Origin of the sequence: Streptomyces tagetis, assembly GCF_018069565.1 — a bacterium.
Taxonomy (GTDB): Bacteria; Actinomycetota; Actinomycetes; order Streptomycetales; family Streptomycetaceae; genus Streptomyces; species Streptomyces tagetis.
Genome location: NZ_JAGPNL010000010.1, coordinates 161370 through 179911, shown reverse-complemented (window position 1 = coordinate 179911; position 18542 = coordinate 161370). Strand labels below are relative to the sequence as shown.

The window sequence follows — 18542 nt, the reverse complement described above, 5'->3', positions numbered from 1 at the left end:
GTGCTACACCGTGTGAGCGAGAGGAGCGGTGGGTGACGTACTGAACGCGCTGTGCGGTGAACGGGTGTCGGGTATGTCTCAGTCCCGTCACGTCACGAGACGTTCCCTCCCTGATGGGCGTTTAACTCTACGAGTACAGCGCTACAGGGAGGTGCCGGGTGAACGGGCGGAGGGTGCTCGAACGCTTTCCCGCCGGCGGGCCGCGCGGGTCCTGGCCGGCGGAGGAGTTCGCCCACGCGCGGCGTCAGGAGGGCCTGCCCGCCGAGGTCGTGATGGACCTCGCGTCGGACATGTTCCTGGTCGTCGTCCGCGGTGGTGGCGAGGCGGCCGGCGACGCCGCCGCCTGATTCGCGCGTGTCGGCGGTGTGCCGACACGCCGTCGCGGCTCCGCGTGCCGTGTCGCCCTGTGGCGCCTGTTCACGGTCCCGGGCGTGTCGGTCTCCCGCCGCTCCGCATACCCGAGAGATCCCCCTGCCGCCCCCTACGGCATGTCGGTCAGGCGCTCACCGGACGCGACCACGTCGGCGTCGTCCCGGTCAGCCGGCACAGCGCCAGGTAGAGCGGGATCGGCGGGGTGTACGGAACCGTGTCGTCCGGCCGGTGGATCAGGCCGGGCACGGCCGGTGTGTCGGGGACGACCGCGCCGGTGGCGTACCGGGCGGGCGCGGGCCACTCCAGCGCGTAGTCGGAATCGGACGGGACGATCCACCACCAGTGCGCCTCGTCGGCGTAGACGCACCCGACCCGCGGCAGCCGCGGCATCACCAGGGGACCGAACCGAGCGGGCACCGCCACCGCGTCGCAGCCCAGCGGGGCCGTCATGCCGTCCGGCACGGGCAGCCGGCGGGGTGCCGCGGGTGCGCGCCGGCCGCGTTGCAGCCGGACCAGAGTGTCCAGGCCGAGCGGACGGCCGCCCGACGCCGTACTCATCGCCACGGGGCCCCCGTCCCGGGAGGCGGCGTCCGGCGGCGGCCCTCCGCGGTGCCCCCGTTCTCCGTACCGTCGGCCGGGCCGGGCTTCGGACGCGCGCCCCAGCCCAGATCGTTCCGCGGCTCGGAGCCGTCACGCGGCGTGTCGTCCTTGTACGGCAGCTCGGCCCAGACCAGCAGGCCCGGACCGTGCTCGTGCGCGCCCCATGCCCCGCACAGGGCGTCGACGAGCAGGAGACCCCGGCCGTGCTCGTCCTCGGGCTGCTGGTCGGCCGACGGATGCGGCTGACCCGGCGCGCAGCCCTCGTCGCGGACGGCTATCCGGACGAGATCGGCACCGTCGTGCAGCTCGCACACTATGTGGCGGCTCGCGGTGTGCACGATCGCGTTCGTCACCAGCTCGGAGATGACCAGGGCCGCGGTGTCACAGATGTCCTCGCACACCGACCAGCCGGTCAACCGGGCTCTTGTCAGGCGTCTGGCCTGCGCGGGAGAGCCTGGGTGTGCGGCCAGCTCGAAACGGAACCGGCGCTCGGCGGCCATGGCCCCCGAGGGGCCGGCTGCCAGAGCCGCGCCACGGCCCAGGCGGCCCGCGGTGGCGTCTGTTCCTAAAGGCGGGGACGGAATCACGCTTGCCACTATCGCCCCGCCGTGAACACTTGGCAAGTGTCACTCTGAAAATTGCAGAGTGCTGTGTGACGGTCTGGACGGACATGGCACACTGCTCGCAACAGCACGTCGAGCGGCGCCACTTCAGACCATCGAACATCCACCCGGAGATTCGAAAAGGTCTTCGAATGGCGCCGCAGGGCTGTCCGCACACCGCGGCCGGACCCGCACGAACCGTGATCACAGGACTTTCAGCACTCTTCGGGAGGTGGGGCGGGTGAGCGAGCCCAGATCCGCGCCGACGGTCGGCCAGGTCGTCCTCGGCCGGCGCCTGCTGGACCTGCGGGAACGCGCGGGCCTCAAACGCGAGGAGGCCGCCCGCATCCTGCACGTCGCCCCGGCGACGGTCCGCCGCATGGAGATGGCCGAGGTCGCGCTCAAGATCCCGTACCTCCAGCTCCTGCTGAAGGCGTACGGCGTCGCCGACGACGAGGCCGTCGCCTTCGTCCGGCTGGCCGAGGACGCCAACAAGCCCGGGTGGTGGCAGCGCTTCCACGACATCCTCCCCGGCTGGTTCTCGATGTACGTCAGCCTGGAGGGCGCCGCCGCCCTCATCCGCTCCTACGAGCCCCACTTCGTCCCCGGCCTGCTCCAGACCGAGGACTACGCGCGCGGGGTGCTCCGCTCCGGTGCCGTAGGCCAGACCCGGCCCGAGGACATCGAGCGCCACGTCGACCTGCGCATGCGGCGTCAGGAACTCCTGGCCCGCAAGGACGCGCCCAGGCTCTGGGCCGTCATGGACGAGACCGCGCTGCGCCGGCCGGTCGGCGACCCGGAGGTGATGCGGGCCCAGATCGACAAACTGCTCGACGCCACGAAGCTGCCCAACGTGACGCTTCAGGTGGCCCCGTTCGCCAACGGGCCGCACCCCGGCACGTACGGGCCCTTCGTGCTGTTCCGATTCGCCGTGCCGGAACTCCCGGACATGGTCTACAGCGAGTACCTGACCGGCGCCGTCTACCTGGACGCGCGCGCCGAGGTGGCCACTCACCTCGAGGTCATGGACCGCATGGCGGCGCAGGCCGCCACGGCACATCGCACGAAGGAGATCCTCCGGGATCTCCGCAAGGAGCTGTGAATGAACCAGATCACGACCCAGCGTTCCCCGAGGACGCGCGGTCAGCGGATATACAACGGCATGCCGGCACGCGAGCTGGGAAGCGAGGGCTGGCACAAGCCGTGGAGCGGCGGGAACGGAGGCAACTGCCTGGAGGCGATGAAGCTCTCCGACGGCCGCATCGCGGTACGGCAGTCCACCGACCCCGACGGACCCGCGCTGATCTACACCTCCGCCGAGATGACGGCGTTCATCCAAGGAGCCAAGGCCGGAGAGGCGGATTTCCTGCTCTCCTGAAACGCGCGCCCTGTTAAGCCTTGTTTTTTGAGCAGCTTTTCTTGACGTAACACCGTTTCCGTCCCTTCTCCCTCTCCTTCTCCTTCGGTCCCGGTCCACCCGCTTCCCTCCCGTCCCCCCGTTCCGTTCCGTCGCTCCGCCGCCTTCCCTCACCGGGAGGGCGGGGGAACGCCGGGAGGTGATCACCGCCCGTTCCCCGACCCTCCGGCCTCCGCAGACCCCCCGACGCCCCGCCGTGCCGGGACCCGGCCTTCCCGGCCGCGGACCCGTACGTCGGGGTGCGCGGGGCGCTCGGCGGCGGCCCGGGACGGGGCGCGGCCGGTGGGCGTGGGGCCGGAGGAGGGGGAGCGGGGGAAGCCTCAGGCCGTCATCGGACGGTCCGAGGGGCCGATGGGTGCCGGCAGCCGCGAGTCCCCGCCCGTCAGACGGCGGTCGACGGCCGCCGCCACCGCCCGTCCCTCGGCGATCGCCCACACGATGAGCGACTGCCCGCGAGCGGCGTCCCCGGCGGCGAACACGCCGGGGACGTTGGTCTCGAAGTCCTCGTCGCGGGCGATCGTCCCGCGCGGGTCCAGCGCCGGCCCCAGCCGGTCGATCAAGCCGTCGCCGCGGTCCGGCCCCGAGAAGCCCAGCGCGAGCAGCACCAGATCGGCGGGGAGCGTCCGCTCGGTCCCCGGCACCGGACGCCGTGCCGCGTCCACCCCCACCAGCCGTATCTCCCGCACGTGCCCCCGGGCATCCCCGGTGAGACGCAGTGCCGACGCCGCGAACAGACGCGCGTCCGCGTCCGCCTCCGGAGCCGACCGCAGGTGCTCCGCCTCCTCGTGCGCGACCGAGAGCCGGTACACCTTCGGATACGTCGGCCACGGCTCGGCCCCCTGGTCGCGGTAGGCGCCCGGCCGTCCGTAGATGTCCAGTTGGGTCACGGAGGCGGGCCCCTCGCGCACCACCGTGCCGAGGCAGTCCGCGCCCGTGTCACCACCGCCGACGATCACCACGTGCTTCCCGGCCGCCGACAGCGGGGACACATCCAGGTCGCCCTCGCACACCCGGTTGGCCAGCGGCAGGTACTCCATCGCCTGGTGGACCCCGGCCAACTCCCGCCCCGGCACGTCCAGTTCCCGCCAGGCGGCGGCGCCGGTGGCGATCAGCACCGCGTCGTTGCAAGCCCGCAGCCCGGCGGCGTCGACGTCCCGCCCGATCTCCGTCGACGTACGGAACACGGTGCCCTCGTCCCGCATCTGGCCGATGCGCCGGTCCAGTTGGTGCTTCTCCATCTTGAACGCGGGTATCCCGTACCGCATCAGGCCGCCGAGCCGGTCCGCCCGCTCGTAGACGACGACCGTGTGCCCGGCCCGGGTGAGCTGCTGGGCCGCCGCCAGCCCGGCGGGACCCGAGCCGATCACCGCCACCCTCTGACCGGTGAGCCGGTCCGGCGGACGCGGGGGCAGGAAGCCCTCCTCCCACGCCTTGTCGGCGATCGCGCACTCGACGTTCTTGATGGTGACCGCCGGCTGGTTGATGGCCAGCACACACCCCGTCTCGCAGGGTGCCGGACACAACCGGCCCGTGAACTCCGGGAAGTTGTTCGTCGCGTGCAGCCGCTCGCTCGCCGCCCGCCAGTCGCCCCGGGCGACCAGGACGTTCCATTCCGGGATCAGGTTGCCCAGCGGGCAGGCGTCGTGACAGAAGGGGATGCCACAGTCCATGCAGCGGCCGGCCTGCCGGCCGACGAGGGGCAGCAGCGCACCCGGTACGTACACTTCGTGCCAGTCCCGGACGCGCTCCCCGGGAGGTCTGCGGGGCCACTCCTCGCGGGGGGTGCTCATGAATCCCTGGGGATCGGCCATGGCCGTCTCCCTTGCGTGCGCGGATGGCAGGCCGTGCGTCGGCGTGCGGCGCTCCTGCGGCCACGATACGTCCGTCCGGCCCGGCCCGCAGGACGCGGGACGGGGCCGTCCCGGCCGCATCGCCGCAGGACAGCGGCACGAATACCCGACCACGGGCCCTCGCGACCGCGGCTCCCTCGGCGCCCGTGGGCCCGCCGGCACCGGCTCTCGGGGGCTCGGCTCGCTTGGCGCCCGTGCGCCTGCCGGCACCGGCCCTCGCGGACCCGGCTCCCTCGGTGCCCGTGGGCCTGCCGCCCTTGGCATCCGTGGGTCCGCCGCCATCGGCCCTCGCGGGTCTCCCACCGTCGGCACTCGGGGGCGCCTCATGGTGGTGGTCGCCCGACCGGCACGGATCAGGGCGTCCGTCGGCCGCCCGGCCGGTCCGCGCCGGACCCCGGATGAACGGCACGCCCCGGCGACGGCGGGCGACCGTGCGCGGCCCTCCGGGCAGCCGGTCCGGGGGACGGCGCATCATGGGCCTGTGCGACTGGAAGCGATCACCTGGGACCGGCTCGGCGACCGCCTCGCCGACAGGCTGCTCGACCTGGAGCCGGCCGACGCCGCCCCCTGGCGCCGCGTCGCCGTCGACGGCGCCCCCGCCGCCCGCCCCGGCGACCTCGCCGAACGGGTCGCCGAGGCGCTGCGGCTGCGCGGACGCCCCAGCCTCGTCGTCGGCGCGGACGGCTTCCTGCGCCCCGCCTCGGTCCGCCTGGAGTACGGCCACCAGGACGTCGACGCCTACTACGACGGCTGGTACGACACCGGCGCCCTGTGGCGCGAGGTCTTCGATCCCCTCCAGCCGGGCGAGAGCGGGCGGGTGCTGCCGGACCTGTGGGACCCGGTCACCGACCGCGCCACCCGGAGCCCCTACACCCACCTCCCGCCGGGAGGCGTTCTGCTGCTGCACGGTCCCCTCCTGCTGCGTCACTGGTTCCCCTTCGACCTGAGCGTGCATCTCCTCCTCACCCCGGCCGCCCTGCGCCGCCGCACGCCCGACGGCGAACACTGGACCCTGCCCGCCTTCGAACGCTACGAACGGGAGGCCGACCCCTCCGGCACCGCCGACGTCCTGGTGCGCGCCGACGACCCCCGCCGTCCGGCGTGGAACGGCTGAGCCATGCCCTGCCCGGCCCTGAGGCGGCGCCGGGCCCGGCGGTTCCCGCGGTACGGACCCGGCAGCGCGGCGCCCACGGGACGGGTCCGGCGGCACGGTGGCGGGGCCGGGGGAGCGAGGCGGTCCCGTCGGTGAGGTGCCCGGTGTGGGCGGACCCGTCGGCCGGTCAGAGCCAGCCGTTGCGCTTGAAGCCGCGGTGCAGTGTCAGGCAGGCGGCGGCGATCACGCCGAGGGCGAGGCCGTACCCGTACCGCCAGGGCAGTTCCGGCATGGGGTCGAAGTTCATCCCGTACACCCCGCAGACCATGGTGGGCACCGCGACGATCGCCGCCCAGGCGGTGATCTTCCGCAGGTCCTCGTTCTGCGCGACCCTGATCCGGGCGAGGTGTGCCTGGAGGATCGAGTTGAGCAGATCGTCGAAGGCGGATATCTGCTCGGTGGCCCGCGACACGTGGTCGGACACGTCGCGGAAGTAGGGCCGTATCTCCGCCGCCACCACCGGGTAGGGCCGCGCCGCCAGCAGGTGCAGCGGGTGCCCCAGCGGGACCACCGCCCGTCTCAGCTCCAGGAGTTCCCGCTTGAGCGGATAGATCCTGCCCGGCTCGACCCGGGTCCCGTTCTCCGCGAAGACCTCCGCCTCGATCTGCTCGATGTCCGCCTCCAGCTCCTCGATGACGTGCAGGATGTCGTCGACCACGTGGTCCGCGATCCCGTGCAGCACCGCGGACGGCCCCTTCGCGAGCCGCGCGGGCTGGGATTCCAGATGCTCACGCACCGGTCCCAGCGAGCCGTGCCGGCCGTGCCGCACCGTGACCACGAAGTCCTCGCCGGCGAACACCATGATCTCGCCGGTGCTCACCACCTCCCCGCCCGCCGCGAACTCCTCCCGCTCGACGTGGCGGACCGTCTTGAACACCGCGAAGAGCGTCTCCCCGTACCGCTCCACCTTCGGGCGCTGGTGCGCCTCCACCGCGTCCTCGACCGCCAGCGGATGCAGGTGGAACAAGTCCGCGATGCCCGCGAACTCCTCGTCCGTCGGCTCGTGCAGGCCCAGCCAGAGGAACCCGGAGCCCTTGTGCCGCATCCGCTCCACGGCCTCGGCGGGGTCGCCGCCGCCGTCGTGGACCCGTACCCCGTCGCGGTAGACCACGCAGTCCACCACCGAGGAACCGAGGGGCGAGCGGGCGTGATGACTCAGGTCGACGGGGGGACGCCGACGGGTCAGCCGTGCCACCCCGCGCAGCCCCCTGACCCGCCCGAGCTGCGTGACTCTCCGTACATTGCCGGCCATCGGCATCCGCGTACTCCTTGCGTGGGTCCCCTCGCGCCGTGCCTCCCGCGCCTGACTCGTCAGTCTGCCAGGTCGCCCCGATCCCCGTCCGGGCCTGTGGAAAGGGGGAATTCCGCTTGGTTCCCGGCTGTGGAGAACCATCGGTAACTGGGATGATCCCCGCATGACGCGAGCCGACGGGTACCTCCTCGACAACCGGCGGGCCGAGGCGGCGGAGCGCTTCGACGCCTTCGCCACCCTCTTCGACCCCATCACGTTCCGTCACCTCGAAGCGCTCGGCGCCGGACCGGACCGGCGCTACTGGGAAGTCGGTGCGGGAGGCACCTCCGTGGTGTCCTGGCTGGCCGCGAAGGTGGGACCGGCCGGCCGCGTCCTGGCGACCGACATCGACACCACGCACGTCGCCCCGGCCGGCCGGCCGCCCGTCGAGGTGCGGGTGCACGACGTGGGCGCGGAGGACCTCCCGGAGGACGGCTTCGACCTGGTGCACGCCCGGCTCGTCCTGGTCCATGTCCCCGACCGCGAACGGGCGTTGCGCTCCATGATCCAGGCGCTGCGCCCCGGCGGGCACCTGCTGGTCGAGGATGCCGACCCCTCCTTGCAGCCCCTGCTCTGCCCCGACGAGCACGGGCCCGCGGAGGAACTGGCGAACCGGCTGCGGCGCGGCTTTCGCCACCTGCTCGCCGAGCGCGGCGCCGACCTCGCCTACGGCCGCCGGCTCCCGAGGCTGCTACGGGAGGCCGGGCTGCTCGGGGTGGAGGCCGACGCCTACTTCCCGGTGACCTCACCCGCCTGCACGGCCCTGGAGAGCGCCACGGTCCGGCAGATCCGCGATCAGCTCGTCGCGGCGGGACTGGCGACCCACGAGGACATCGACCGCCACCTCGCCAACGTCGCCACCGGCACCATGGACCTGGCGACCGCCCCGATGATCTCCGCCTGGGGGCGGAAGGGGTAGCGGCCCACCGCCTGTCACCTGCCGCAAGCCCTGCCTGCCGCCTGCCGCCCGCTGCCTGCTACCCGCCGCCCGCGCGCCCCGGGCCCCAGCCGCCCGCAGCGCCACGCCACCGGGGGACCGCCTTCCCCATCCCCACCACCCGGGCCGCCCCGGGCGCTCACTCCGCCGTCCCCACGGTCTCCCGGCGCTCCCCTCCCGCAGGGGGCCGTCCGCCCACCCGGGCGACGGCCAGCGCCCCTGCCCGGCAGCCCTCCGCCGCAGCCTCCTCGGCCCCCGCCCCAGCGAGCAGCGCGGCGAGGAACGCCCCCGTGAAGGCGTCACCCGCGCCCGTGCTGTCCCGGGCGACGGCGGGAACGGCGGGCACCCGCGCGCACACCGCGCCGGAGCGGGCCACCAGCGCCCCCTGGGCACCCCGCGTGACCACGACCAGCGGAACGTGCCGGCTCAGCTCGGCCGCCGCCTCGGCCGCGTCGGACCGGCCGGTGAGCAGGCACGCCTCGCCATCGCTGGGCAGCAGGACGTCCACCGCCCCCACCAGGCTCAGAAAGCGGTCGGAACCCAGCTCCGTGAGGAAGCCCGCCGACGCCGGATCGAGACTGACCGGCACCCCGCGCGCGTGCGCCCCGGCCAGAGCGTCCGCCACCAGGGCACGGCTCGACGCGGAGAACAGGAGGTACCCCGACAGATGCAGCCGGGCCACACCGTCGAGCAGCGCCTCCGACCAGTCGCCGGGGCCGAGCCGCAGCGACGCCCCGCTGTCCGCCAGGAACGTCCGCTCCGCCCCGGCCCCCGCGTCGACCAGGCAGATCACCGTCCCCGTCGGCGCCTCGGCGTCGACGGCCAGCAAGGGGCGCACCCCGTGCGCCTCCAGCTCCCGCGCGTGCCGGCGTGCCTCGTCCGCGCCGACCCGCCCCAGCAGCCGTACGTCCCCGCGCCCGGAGTACGCCGCCCAGCAGGCCACGTTGGCGCCCGCGCCGCCGGGCAGCCGCAGGATCGAGGCGGCCGTGTCCGTGCCCACGGCCAGCGGCCCCCGGTGCCGGGCCACGACATCCGTGATCACGTCCCCGACGACCAGCAGCGCCCCGCCCGGCCCGGCGGTCACGGCCCGGCCCAGGCCGCCGCGACACGCCCCGCCAGCCGCACGTTGCCCCGCACGGCGGCCAGGTTCGCGCTCAGCGAGGCACCGTCGGTGTGGCGCACCAGATGGGCGAGGAGGAAGGGCGTGACCGCCTGGCCGGTGACACCCTCCCGTTCGCACGCCCGCAGCGCGTCGGCGAGCACGCGCGCGTGGAGGTCCGGATCGAGCTGCTCCGCCTCGGGGACCGGGTTGGCGACGACCAGCGCCGACCGCGCACCGCCCAGCGCGTCCTGCGCCCGCATGACCTCGGCCACCTGCTCCGGGGTGTCCAGCGTCCAGTCGACCGGATGTCCCGAGTCGGACAGGTAGAAGCCGGGGAAGCGGTCCGTGCCGTACCCCGCCACCGCGACGCCCAGCGTCTCCAGCCGTTGGAGCGTCGCCGCCACGTCCAGGATCGACTTCACACCGGCGCACACCACCGTGACGCGGGTGCGCGCCAGCAGGCCGAGGTCGGCCGACTCGTCCTGCGTCACGGTCCACTGCCGGTGCACCCCGCCGAGTCCGCCGGTCGCGAACACCCGCACGCCCGCGCGGGCCGCCAGCAGGGCGGTCGCCGAGACCGTGGTCGCGCCGCTGTCCCCGGCGGCCACCGCCAGGGGCAGATCGCGGTGGCCCAGCTTGCGGATGCCGTCCTCGTACGCGATCCGCTCCAGTTGTGCCGGATCGAGCCCCACATGCGGTCTGCCGTCCAGTACGGCGATCGTCGCCGGTACGGCGCCCTCCCGCCGTACCGTCTCCTCCAGCTCGCGCGCGACCGCGAGATTGCGCGGGCGCGGCAGTCCGTGCGCGATGATCGTGGACTCCAGGGCCACCACGGGACGGTGTGCGTCGACCGTCTCCCGTACCTCTTCCGACACCATCAGCACCACGCGTCTGCCTCCTGCCCGTCGGCGTCCGTCGGCTCCCCCTCATCCCTGGCGGGCCGGCCCCGGCGCCAAACCCCGTGACCGGCCCCCGCCGGCCCCGGCAGAACCACGAGAGCCCGGACGCCCCACGCGCCGGCACAGGCCCCGGCCCCGGCCCGCCCCGGCCTCTTGCGCCGCTCCCCGCTCGCGACCAGCCTGGGAGCCATGACGGACAACACGACACGTCTCGACCACGTCGTCCTGTGGGTGCGCGACCCGGTCGCCGCCGCCGACTTCTACGAGAAGGCCGTCGGTCTGGAGCCCCTGCGCGTCGCCGAGTACACCGAGGGCGCGGTGAGCTTCCCCTCCGTGCGCGTCAACGAGGAGACGATCATCGACCTGGCGCCGCTGACGATGGCCGAAGGCATGGGGATGCTGCCCGGCGCCGCCGACGCCGCCGGACACCCGGTCAACCACGTGTGCCTGGCTCTGACCGAGCACGGCTTCGACGCCCTGCGTGCCCGGCTGGAGGAGCGGTCGGTCCCCGTCACCGGCTACACCCACGACGCCTACGGCGCCCGCGGCCCGGCCCGGCGCGGCTTCTACTTCCAGGACCCCGACGGGAACGTCTTCGAGGCCCGGCACTACGCGTAGGCGGGAGCCGTGGGCGCTCCGCCCGTCAGAACAGGGGCTCGGGCAGCACGCCCTCCAGCGCGAGCAGCCGCCGCTTGGTCTCCACCCCGCCGCCGAACCCGCCGATGCCGCCGTCCCTCTCGACGACCCGGTGGCACGGCACGACGACCGGCAGCGGGTTGGCGCCCATCGCCATGCCCACGGCCTGCGCCGCGCCCGGCTGCCCCACCCGCCCGGCGAGATCGCCGTAGCCGACGACCGAGCCATAGGGGACACCGGCGGCCAGCTCCCGCAGCACCTCCCGGTTGAACCCCGATATCAGCGACCAGTCCAGCGGCAGGTCGAAGTCGTGCCGCTCGCCCGCCAGGTACGCCTCCACCTGCCGTATCGCCTCCGCCAGCCGCGGGGAGCCGGGCGCCTCGACCAGGCGGGCGCCCAGCCGGGACGCCAGCCGGTCCAGCGCGCGGTCCCGCACCGCGTCCGTGGCGTGGAACACGACGTTGACCAGGCCCTTGCCGGTCGTGGCCAGCAGCAGGGGGCCGATGCCGGTGCCGACGACGGCCCAGTCGACCTGCTGCTGGCACTGCCCATGGCTGTCCATGCGCACCACGGTACGGCCCGCCACCGACAACGCCCGGGGCCCGACGGCCCCGCCCGGGTCACCGGCCGGCCGGCACCGCCGTCCGTACGGCGTCCCGCACCACGTCGGGCTTGTTGGTGATGATCCCGTCGACGCCGTGCCCGGCGACCCGGCGGGCGGTCTCCGCGTCGTCGACCGTCCAGACGAAGACCTCCATCGGCCGGCCGTGCGGCCCGGTCAGGGACCGGACGGCGGAGACGTACGCGGCGGTGAGGGAGCCGTGCGAGGGGTTGATCTGATCGGCGAACTCGGCGTAGCCGGGCAGCTCGGACGTGGCCGGGGCGCCGAGGAACCCGGTCTTGACGGCCGGCTTCAGCTCGTGGACGGTGCGCACGCTGTCCGCGCTGAAGCTCTGCACGATCAGCCGGCCGTCCACGTGCCGGCGGTCGAGCCAGCCCTCGTTGGAGAGCACCTTGAGGGTCTCCCGCTCGATGCCCGGATACAGCTCCGGACTCTTCAGTTCCAGCAGCAGCCTCTGATGGTGGCGCTCCACCCGGTGCACGTACTGCCTGAGCGTCGGCACGCGCGCGCCCGCGTACTGCGCGCCGAACCAACTGCCGGCGTCCAGTCGCGCGATCTCCGCGGAGGTGAAGTCCTTCACCTTCCAGGGGGCGCGGTCGGGGAAGACCTCCTCGACGTCGGTGGTGCGCGCGAGGCTGTCGTCGTGGATGACGACGAGTTCGCCGTCCTTGGTGCGCTGTACGTCGTTCTCCACCCAGCGGATGCCCAGCTCGGCGGCCTTGTCGACGGCGGCCAGGGTGTTCTCCGGCGCGTACGCGGAGGCGCCCCGGTGGGCGACGACCGTGGGCGTGTCGTCGCCGGGGCCGGTCAGGGCGTGCGAGACGGGGGCCAGCAGGGCGACCGTCACCAGCGCGGTGGTCGTGACGGCGGCTGCGCGCGCGTGCATGCGTACTCCTCGCGTCTGTCGATCACGGACAGCACCACTGTGACAGCAGGCGGTCAACATTAAGGGGTGGCGGGATGGCCATGTGCTGAATGGAGTCGCTCATCTCCGATCACGAGGGCTGCACAACTGGGTCAAGGGCGTGATTCTTTGCCGGAGAATCGTTCGGCCATTCCGGTGAGGGCCGTAGCCTCTGGCCCAACCCTGACCGTCACGCGGACCTGGGAGGGGTCTCGCACAGCACAGCGTTCCAGGACGCACGAGGGCGGAGGGGCAGCCGCGCATGCACCACACGGTCGAGGGATTCGGCTACGAGATCGTCACCCCGCTGGTGGCCTACCTCATGGCCTGCCTGGGCAGCGCCCTCGGTCTGCGCTGCACCACCCGGTCGATGCTGGTCACCCGCTCCGGACGCCCCTGGTGGCTCGCCCTCGGCTCCGCCGCGATCGGCTCCGGGATATGGACCATGCACTTCGTCGCGATGACCGGGTTCACCGTCGAGGACACCCCGATCCGCTACGACTGGGCGATGACCTTCGCCAGCCTGGCCGTCGCCATCGTCATGGTGGGCGTGGGGATCTTCATCGTCGGCTACCGGGGCGCCCGCGGCGCGGCCCTGTTCACCGGCGGCACCGTCACCGGGCTCGGCATCGCCTCCATGCACTACCTGGGCATGGCCGGAATGAGCCTGGAGGGGCGGGTGGACTACAACACGTTCACCGTCGCCCTCTCGGTCGTCATCGCCATGGCCTCCTCCGCCGCTGCCCTGTGGGCCGCCGGCCAGGTCCGGGGCCTGCGCTGGAGCATGGGCGCCGGCCTGGTGCTCGGCCTCGGGGTCACCGGCACGCACTACACCGGCATGGCCGCCCTCCGGGTCCACGTCCACGGCGGCGCCGGGCCCGCCGGAGGCACGCCCGCCGAACTCCTCGGCCCCATGCTGATCGGCCCGCTCGCCCTCCTCGTGCTCGCCGCGGCCGTGGTGATGTTCGACCCGCTCATGGTCACGAGCCGGCCCGCCCAGCCCCCCGCCGAGCCCCGGCCCGGCGTCCCCGCCCACCCCGCCCGCACCACGCGTCACCAGGCATTCCGCGTCCAGCGTCATCCGCGCCGTCCCCCCGCCCGACGCCGCCCCCACGTGGCGCACGAGCGCTGACCGCGGCCCGTTGTCGGTGCGGGGTCGTACCGTGGAAACATGCGGCCCGTTTCCCAGATCGAACGCACGGTGGCGCCCTTCGAGGTCGTCAGCCCCTACCAGCCGAGTGGCGACCAGCCCGCGGCCATCGCCGAACTCGCCCGGCGCATCGAAGCAGGCGAGAAGGACGTCGTGCTCCTCGGCGCGACCGGCACCGGCAAGTCGGCCACCACCGCGTGGATGATCGAGAAGCTCCAGCGGCCCACCCTCGTGATGGCACCCAACAAGACACTGGCCGCCCAGTTGGCGAACGAGTTCCGCGAGCTGCTGCCGAACAACGCCGTCGAGTACTTCGTCTCGTACTACGACTACTACCAGCCCGAGGCGTACGTCCCGCAGTCGGACACCTACATCGAGAAGGACTCCTCGATCAACGAGGAGGTGGAGCGCCTGCGCCACTCCGCCACCAACTCGCTGCTCACCCGCCGCGACGTCGTCGTGGTCGCCTCCGTCTCCTGCATCTACGGCCTCGGCACACCCCAGGAGTACGTGGACCGGATGGTCCCGCTCCGGGTCGGCGACGAGTTCGACCGCGACGAGCTGCTGCGCCGCTTCGTCGACATCCAGTACACGCGCAACGACATGGCGTTCACCCGCGGCACCTTCCGGGTGCGCGGCGACACCATCGAGATCTTCCCGGTCTACGAGGAGCTGGCCGTCCGCATCGAGATGTTCGGTGACGAGATCGAGGCCCTCTCCTTGCTGCACCCGCTCACCGGCGAGATCGTCAGCGACGACCAGCAGCTCTACGTCTTCCCCGCCTCCCACTACGTGGCCGGCCCCGAGCGTATGGAGCGGGCCGTCAACGACATCGAGAAGGAGCTGGCCGAGCGCCTGGCCGACCTGGAGAGGCAGGGCAAGCTCCTGGAGGCCCAGCGCCTGCGGATGCGCACCACCTACGACATCGAGATGCTCCGCCAGATCGGCTCCTGCTCCGGCGTGGAGAACTACTCGATGCACTTCGACGGCCGCTCGCCCGGCTCCCCGCCGAACACCCTGCTGGACTACTTCCCGGACGACTTCCTGCTGGTCATCGACGAGTCGCACGTCACCGTGCCACAGATCGGCGCCATGTACGAGGGCGACGCCTCGCGCAAGCGGACCCTCGTCGACCACGGCTTCCGGCTGCCCTCCGCGCTGGACAACCGTCCGCTGAAGTGGGAGGAGTTCCAGGAGCGCGTCGACCAGGCCGTCTACCTGTCGGCCACCCCCGGCACCTACGAACTCTCGCGCTCCGACGGCGCCGTGGAACAGATCATCCGCCCGACCGGTCTCGTCGACCCGCAGGTCGTCGTCAAGCCCACCGAGGGCCAGATCGACGACCTGGTGCACGAGATCCGCGAGCGGACCGAGAAGGACGAGCGCGTCCTCGTCACCACCCTCACCAAGAAGATGGCCGAGGACCTCACCGACTACTTCGTCGAACTCGGCATCCAGGTCCGCTACCTGCACAGCGACGTCGACACCCTGCGCCGCGTGGAACTCCTGCGCGAACTGCGCACCGGCGAGTACGACGTGCTGGTCGGCATCAACCTCCTGCGCGAGGGCCTCGACCTGCCCGAGGTCTCCCTGGTGGCGATCCTCGACGCCGACAAGGAGGGCTTCCTGCGCTCCGGCACCTCCCTCATCCAGACCATCGGCCGCGCCGCGCGCAACGTCTCCGGCCAGGTCCACATGTACGCGGACAAGATCACGCCCGCGATGGAGAAGGCCATCGACGAGACCAACCGCCGCCGTGAGAAGCAGATCGCCTTCAACCGGGCGAACGGCATCGACCCGCAGCCGCTCCGCAAGAAGATCAACGACATCGTCGCCCAGATCGCCCGCGAGGACGTCGACACCGAGCAACTCCTCGGCTCCGGCTACCGCCAGTCCCTGGACGGCAAGGCACCCAAGGCACCCGTTCCCGCCCTCGGCGGTCAGCAGACGGCCACGAAGACCAGGGGCCGGGGCCGGGTCAAGGAGACCGTGCCGACCGACCGGCCCGCCGCGGAGCTGGCCGAGCAGATCGAGGAACTGACCACACGGATGCGGGCCGCCGCCGCGGACCTCCAGTTCGAGATCGCGGCCCGCCTGCGCGACGAGGTCTCCGAGATGAAGAAGGAGCTGCGCCAGATGAGGGAGGCGGGCCTCGCCTGACCCGCCGGCCACCCCGGACACACCCTGTGTTGCAAGAACGACACAAAGCGGGGTCCGGGGTGGGGCGCTGTCAGTGGCCCTGCGTAGGGTTCTGGACAACCGCGGGTGCCGCGGCAACAGGGGAAGTCCGAGAGGGGAATCAGCGCGTGACCGTCAACATGACCAAGGGTCAGGCCATCAGTCTGCAGAAGAGCGACGGCGGCAGCCTGACGTCGGTGCGCATGGGTCTCGGCTGGCAGGCGGCTCCCCGGCGCGGCCTGTTCGGCTCGCGCACCCGGGAGATCGACCTGGACGCCTCCGCCGTCCTGTTCGCGGACAAGCAGCCGGTCGACGTCGTTTTCTTCCGCCACCTGGTGAGCGACGACGGCTCCGTGCGCCACACCGGCGACAACCTCGTCGGCGGCGTCGGCCAGGGCGGCGACGACGAGTCGATCCTCGTCGACCTCCAGCGCGTGCCGGTCCACATCGACCAGATCGTCTTCACCGTGAACTCCTTCACGGGCCAGACCTTCCAGGAGGTGCAGAACGCGTTCTGCCGTCTCGTCGACGAGACCAACGGACAGGAACTCGCCCGCTACACGCTGGCCGGCGGCGGCCCCGTCACGGCCCAGATCATGGCCAAGGTGCACCGCGCGGGCCAGGGCTGGTCGATGACCGCCCTCGGCACCCCGGCCAACGGCCGCACCTTCCAGGACCTGATGCCGGCCATCCTGCCGGTCCTGTAGGCACGACCCGTCCGCCGCCTGCCCGGCGCGGGGGAGCGGGCGGCACCCGCACAGCACGAGCAGGACACGAAGGGCACAGGGGGAACAGGCGATGACGGCCGAGCTGGTGCGGGGGCAGAACCACCCGCTTTCCCGGACCCGTCTGGAGATCCGGGTCTCGGCCGGCACGCCGGTCGTGGCGGGCGCCACCGTCGGCGACGAGAACGGCCGGGTCCCGGGCATCGACGGGGTGGCCCATCCGGGCACCCCCTCGATGCCCGGCCTGGAGGTCTCCCGGCAGGCCGCCGCCGGCCACCGCCTCGCCGTGGACCTCGACGCCCTGCCGGACACCGTGCACCGCGTCAGCGTCCTGCTCGCCCTGCCCGACGCGGGCGGCCCGGCCCGCTTCGGCGCCGTCGCCGCACCCTTCGTCGCCGTCACCGGCCTCGACGGCACCGAGATCGCCAGCTACACCCTCACCGGTCTGGAGAGCGAGACCGCCGTCGTCGCCGTCGAGCTGTACCGACGCCAGGGAGCCTGGAAGGTACGGGCCGTCGGCCAGGGGTACGCGGGCGGCCTCGCCGAACTCCTCGCCGACCAGGGGCTGGCCGAGGCCCACCGGCTCGCCGGGAACATCCAGGAGGCCGTGGCCGGCGGCCTCGCCCGCTCCGTCGCCGCGCCCCCGCCCCGTACGGACGACACCGACCGCTCCCGCCGGCCCGTGGCCCCCGGCCCCGACCACGGAGCCACCGCACCCCGTCCGGCCGCCGACCCCGTACCGCAGCCGCCGCTCGGAGCCGGCCCCGCGGACCCGCCGACCACCGCCGGACCGTCGACCACCGCCGGACCGCCGACCCTGCCCTCCGCCGACGGGCCCGTCGACTACCGGCACCCGCGCCGGCAGCACGCGGCACCCCCCGCGCCCCCGCCGGCCGCGCCCCCGTCCGCACCCGGCGAGCCCGCGCGCCCCGTCGCGGGGGACGCCACCGGCTGGTCCATGGACGAGCGCCTCTACAACCAGGTCTGGGGCATGTTCGAGGACCTGGCCCGCAGTGTCGCCGCGTACCGCAGCGCCGTCGACTTCGCCGAATCGCGCCGGGAGAAGGAGGTCGACCAGGCCCTGTCCGACCCGCGCAACCGGATCGGCGGCGGGAGCGACGCCGCCCGGGACGCGGCCCGCGCCCGGCACGCCCAGCTCGTCGCCCAGGCCCGCGAGGTCCTGGACCGGGACGTCACCCAGCTCGCCGCCGAGGCCGACGTCGTCGAACCGGCCCTCCCCGCGGCCTACGCCCGCTGGGACAACCCGGTCTGGCACGCCTACCGCGTCCCCATGGAGATCCCCATGGCCCTGCGCCTGGGCGACCTCCACCTGCCCGAGGCCGACGGGGTGAGCATCCCGATGCTGGTCCGGCTGCCCCTGGAACGCGGCCTGTGGATCGACAGTGGGCGCTCCGGTGCCTTCGACGACACGTTCGCCGACCCCCGGCAGCGGGCGCACCTGGCGGTGGAGACGGCGGTCGCGCACGCGGCCCGGATGCTCGCCGTCTACCCGCCGGGCGAGTTCACGGTGCACGTCGTCGACGCCGCCGGGGCGGGCGCGTCGGCGCTGGCCCCGCTGGCCGACCACGATGTGCTCGCCGCGCCGCCCGCCCGGGGCGCCGCGGGCACGGCGGAGTCGCTGACCCGGCTCACCCAGCGCGTCGACCTGGTGCAGATGGCCCTGCGGGGCGGCGCCCCCGACGCGCTGCCGCCCGGTTTCGACACGTCCCAGCAGCTCTTGATCGTCAACGACTTCCCGCACGGTTTCGACGACCGGGCCGTGAACCAGCTCCGGTACCTCGCGGACGAGGGACCCTCCGTCGGGGTCCACCTGATGATGGTCGCCGACCGCGAGGAGTCCGCCGCCTACGGCCCGCTGCTCGACCCCCTGTGGCGGTCGCTGCTGCGGCTGACGCCGGTGCCCGACGACCACCTCGCCGACCCGTGGGTGGGCCACGCCTGGACGTATGATCCCGCGGTCGTGCCGCCGGGCAGCCGGGTGCTTCACGACGTGCTCGCCCGGGTCGCCGCCGCCCGCCGCGGCGACGGCCGCTGAGGGCCCGGGGCCGCCCGGCCCACCGGCGGCCCGCCAGGGGCGCGTGAC

The 18542-nt window shown here is 73.4% G+C and carries 18 protein-coding genes; 10 read left to right on the top strand and 8 right to left on the bottom strand.

What is annotated here, in order from left to right; translation table 11 throughout:
• The first annotated feature begins 158 nt into the window (after window positions 1-158).
• Window positions 159-347: a DUF8839 family protein gene (locus J5Y05_RS28605; protein WP_210876185.1), complete on the top strand. Its 189-nt coding sequence runs from the start codon at window positions 159-161 to the stop codon at window positions 345-347.
• A 148-nt stretch (window positions 348-495) separates the two neighbouring features.
• Here J5Y05_RS28605 and J5Y05_RS28600 read toward each other — a convergent pair whose 3' ends face one another.
• On the bottom strand, window positions 496-930 hold the full coding sequence (locus J5Y05_RS28600; RefSeq protein ID WP_210876184.1) for a hypothetical protein: 435 nt from the start codon (window positions 928-930) through the stop codon (window positions 496-498).
• Window positions 927-1568: an ATP-binding protein gene (locus J5Y05_RS28595; RefSeq protein WP_210876183.1), complete on the bottom strand. Its 642-nt coding sequence runs from the start codon at window positions 1566-1568 to the stop codon at window positions 927-929. The genes J5Y05_RS28600 and J5Y05_RS28595 overlap by 4 nt, the downstream gene beginning before the upstream one ends.
• Window positions 1569-1815: 247 nt before the next feature.
• On the opposite strand from J5Y05_RS28595, the gene J5Y05_RS28590 reads away from it, so the two are divergent.
• Together J5Y05_RS28590 and J5Y05_RS28585 are read left to right on the top strand one after the other, a co-directional pair.
• On the top strand, window positions 1816-2676 hold the full coding sequence (locus J5Y05_RS28590) for a Sco1979 family transcriptional regulator (protein ID WP_210876182.1): 861 nt from the start codon (window positions 1816-1818) through the stop codon (window positions 2674-2676).
• Complete coding sequence (locus tag J5Y05_RS28585; RefSeq protein WP_210876181.1) at window positions 2677-2952, top strand: DUF397 domain-containing protein; 276 nt, start codon at window positions 2677-2679, stop codon at window positions 2950-2952.
• Between the two features lie 359 nt (window positions 2953-3311).
• Here the strand turns inward: J5Y05_RS28585 and J5Y05_RS28580 are convergent, their stop codons facing one another.
• Window positions 3312-4802 carry a glutamate synthase subunit beta gene (locus J5Y05_RS28580; RefSeq protein WP_210876180.1) on the bottom strand — a complete coding sequence of 497 codons (1491 nt, stop codon included), beginning with the start codon at window positions 4800-4802 and terminating at the stop codon, window positions 3312-3314.
• A 520-nt stretch (window positions 4803-5322) separates the two neighbouring features.
• Between J5Y05_RS28580 and J5Y05_RS28575 the strand changes: the two genes are divergently transcribed.
• Entirely contained in the window at window positions 5323-5955 is a 633-nt protein-coding gene (locus J5Y05_RS28575) for a nucleoside/nucleotide kinase family protein (RefSeq protein ID WP_210876179.1), read from the top strand.
• Window positions 5956-6121: 166 nt separating this feature from the next.
• Here the strand turns inward: J5Y05_RS28575 and J5Y05_RS28570 are convergent, their stop codons facing one another.
• Entirely contained in the window at window positions 6122-7252 is a 1131-nt protein-coding gene (locus tag J5Y05_RS28570; protein ID WP_210876178.1) for a magnesium and cobalt transport protein CorA, read from the bottom strand.
• Between the two features lie 157 nt (window positions 7253-7409).
• Here J5Y05_RS28570 and J5Y05_RS28565 point away from each other — a divergent pair, with 157 nt between their 5' ends.
• A complete protein-coding gene (locus J5Y05_RS28565; RefSeq protein ID WP_210876177.1) occupies window positions 7410-8204 on the top strand; it encodes a methyltransferase domain-containing protein in 795 nt (264 codons plus the stop codon).
• Between the two features lie 157 nt (window positions 8205-8361).
• Here J5Y05_RS28565 and J5Y05_RS28560 read toward each other — a convergent pair whose 3' ends face one another.
• Both J5Y05_RS28560 and J5Y05_RS28555 read right to left on the bottom strand, forming a co-directional pair.
• Window positions 8362-9306 (bottom strand): carbohydrate kinase family protein, encoded by a 945-nt coding sequence (locus J5Y05_RS28560; RefSeq protein WP_210876176.1) that lies wholly within the window; start codon window positions 9304-9306, stop codon window positions 8362-8364.
• Window positions 9303-10211 (bottom strand): pseudouridine-5'-phosphate glycosidase, encoded by a 909-nt coding sequence (locus J5Y05_RS28555; protein ID WP_210876175.1) that lies wholly within the window; start codon window positions 10209-10211, stop codon window positions 9303-9305. The genes J5Y05_RS28560 and J5Y05_RS28555 overlap by 4 nt, the downstream gene beginning before the upstream one ends.
• 201 nt (window positions 10212-10412) lie before the next feature.
• Here J5Y05_RS28555 and J5Y05_RS28550 point away from each other — a divergent pair, with 201 nt between their 5' ends.
• Window positions 10413-10841 (top strand): VOC family protein, encoded by a 429-nt coding sequence (locus J5Y05_RS28550; protein WP_210876174.1) that lies wholly within the window; start codon window positions 10413-10415, stop codon window positions 10839-10841.
• Window positions 10842-10866: 25 nt separating this feature from the next.
• On the opposite strand, the gene J5Y05_RS28545 is transcribed toward J5Y05_RS28550, so the two are convergent.
• Both J5Y05_RS28545 and J5Y05_RS28540 read right to left on the bottom strand, forming a co-directional pair.
• Window positions 10867-11421: a methylated-DNA--[protein]-cysteine S-methyltransferase gene (locus tag J5Y05_RS28545; protein ID WP_210876173.1), complete on the bottom strand. Its 555-nt coding sequence runs from the start codon at window positions 11419-11421 to the stop codon at window positions 10867-10869.
• Window positions 11422-11479: 58 nt separating this feature from the next.
• Window positions 11480-12367, bottom strand: a complete 888-nt coding sequence (locus tag J5Y05_RS28540; protein ID WP_210876172.1) for a glycerophosphodiester phosphodiesterase — start codon at window positions 12365-12367, stop codon at window positions 11480-11482.
• 280 nt (window positions 12368-12647) lie between these two features.
• Here J5Y05_RS28540 and J5Y05_RS28535 point away from each other — a divergent pair, with 280 nt between their 5' ends.
• From J5Y05_RS28535 to J5Y05_RS28520, 4 genes are all read left to right on the top strand, one after another.
• The gene (locus J5Y05_RS28535; protein WP_210876171.1) at window positions 12648-13517 is read left to right on the top strand and encodes an MHYT domain-containing protein; all 870 of its coding nucleotides are present in this window, start codon (window positions 12648-12650) and stop codon (window positions 13515-13517) included.
• Window positions 13518-13556: 39 nt separating this feature from the next.
• Window positions 13557-15695, top strand: coding sequence for an excinuclease ABC subunit UvrB (uvrB, locus tag J5Y05_RS28530; protein WP_210876170.1), 2139 nt, complete (start codon window positions 13557-13559; stop codon window positions 15693-15695).
• A gap of 146 nt (window positions 15696-15841) precedes the next feature.
• Window positions 15842-16420 carry a TerD family protein gene (locus J5Y05_RS28525; RefSeq protein WP_210876169.1) on the top strand — a complete coding sequence of 193 codons (579 nt, stop codon included), beginning with the start codon at window positions 15842-15844 and terminating at the stop codon, window positions 16418-16420.
• 91 nt (window positions 16421-16511) lie between these two features.
• Window positions 16512-18494 carry a TerD family protein gene (locus tag J5Y05_RS28520; RefSeq protein ID WP_210876168.1) on the top strand — a complete coding sequence of 661 codons (1983 nt, stop codon included), beginning with the start codon at window positions 16512-16514 and terminating at the stop codon, window positions 18492-18494.
• Window positions 18495-18542 lie beyond the last annotated feature (48 nt).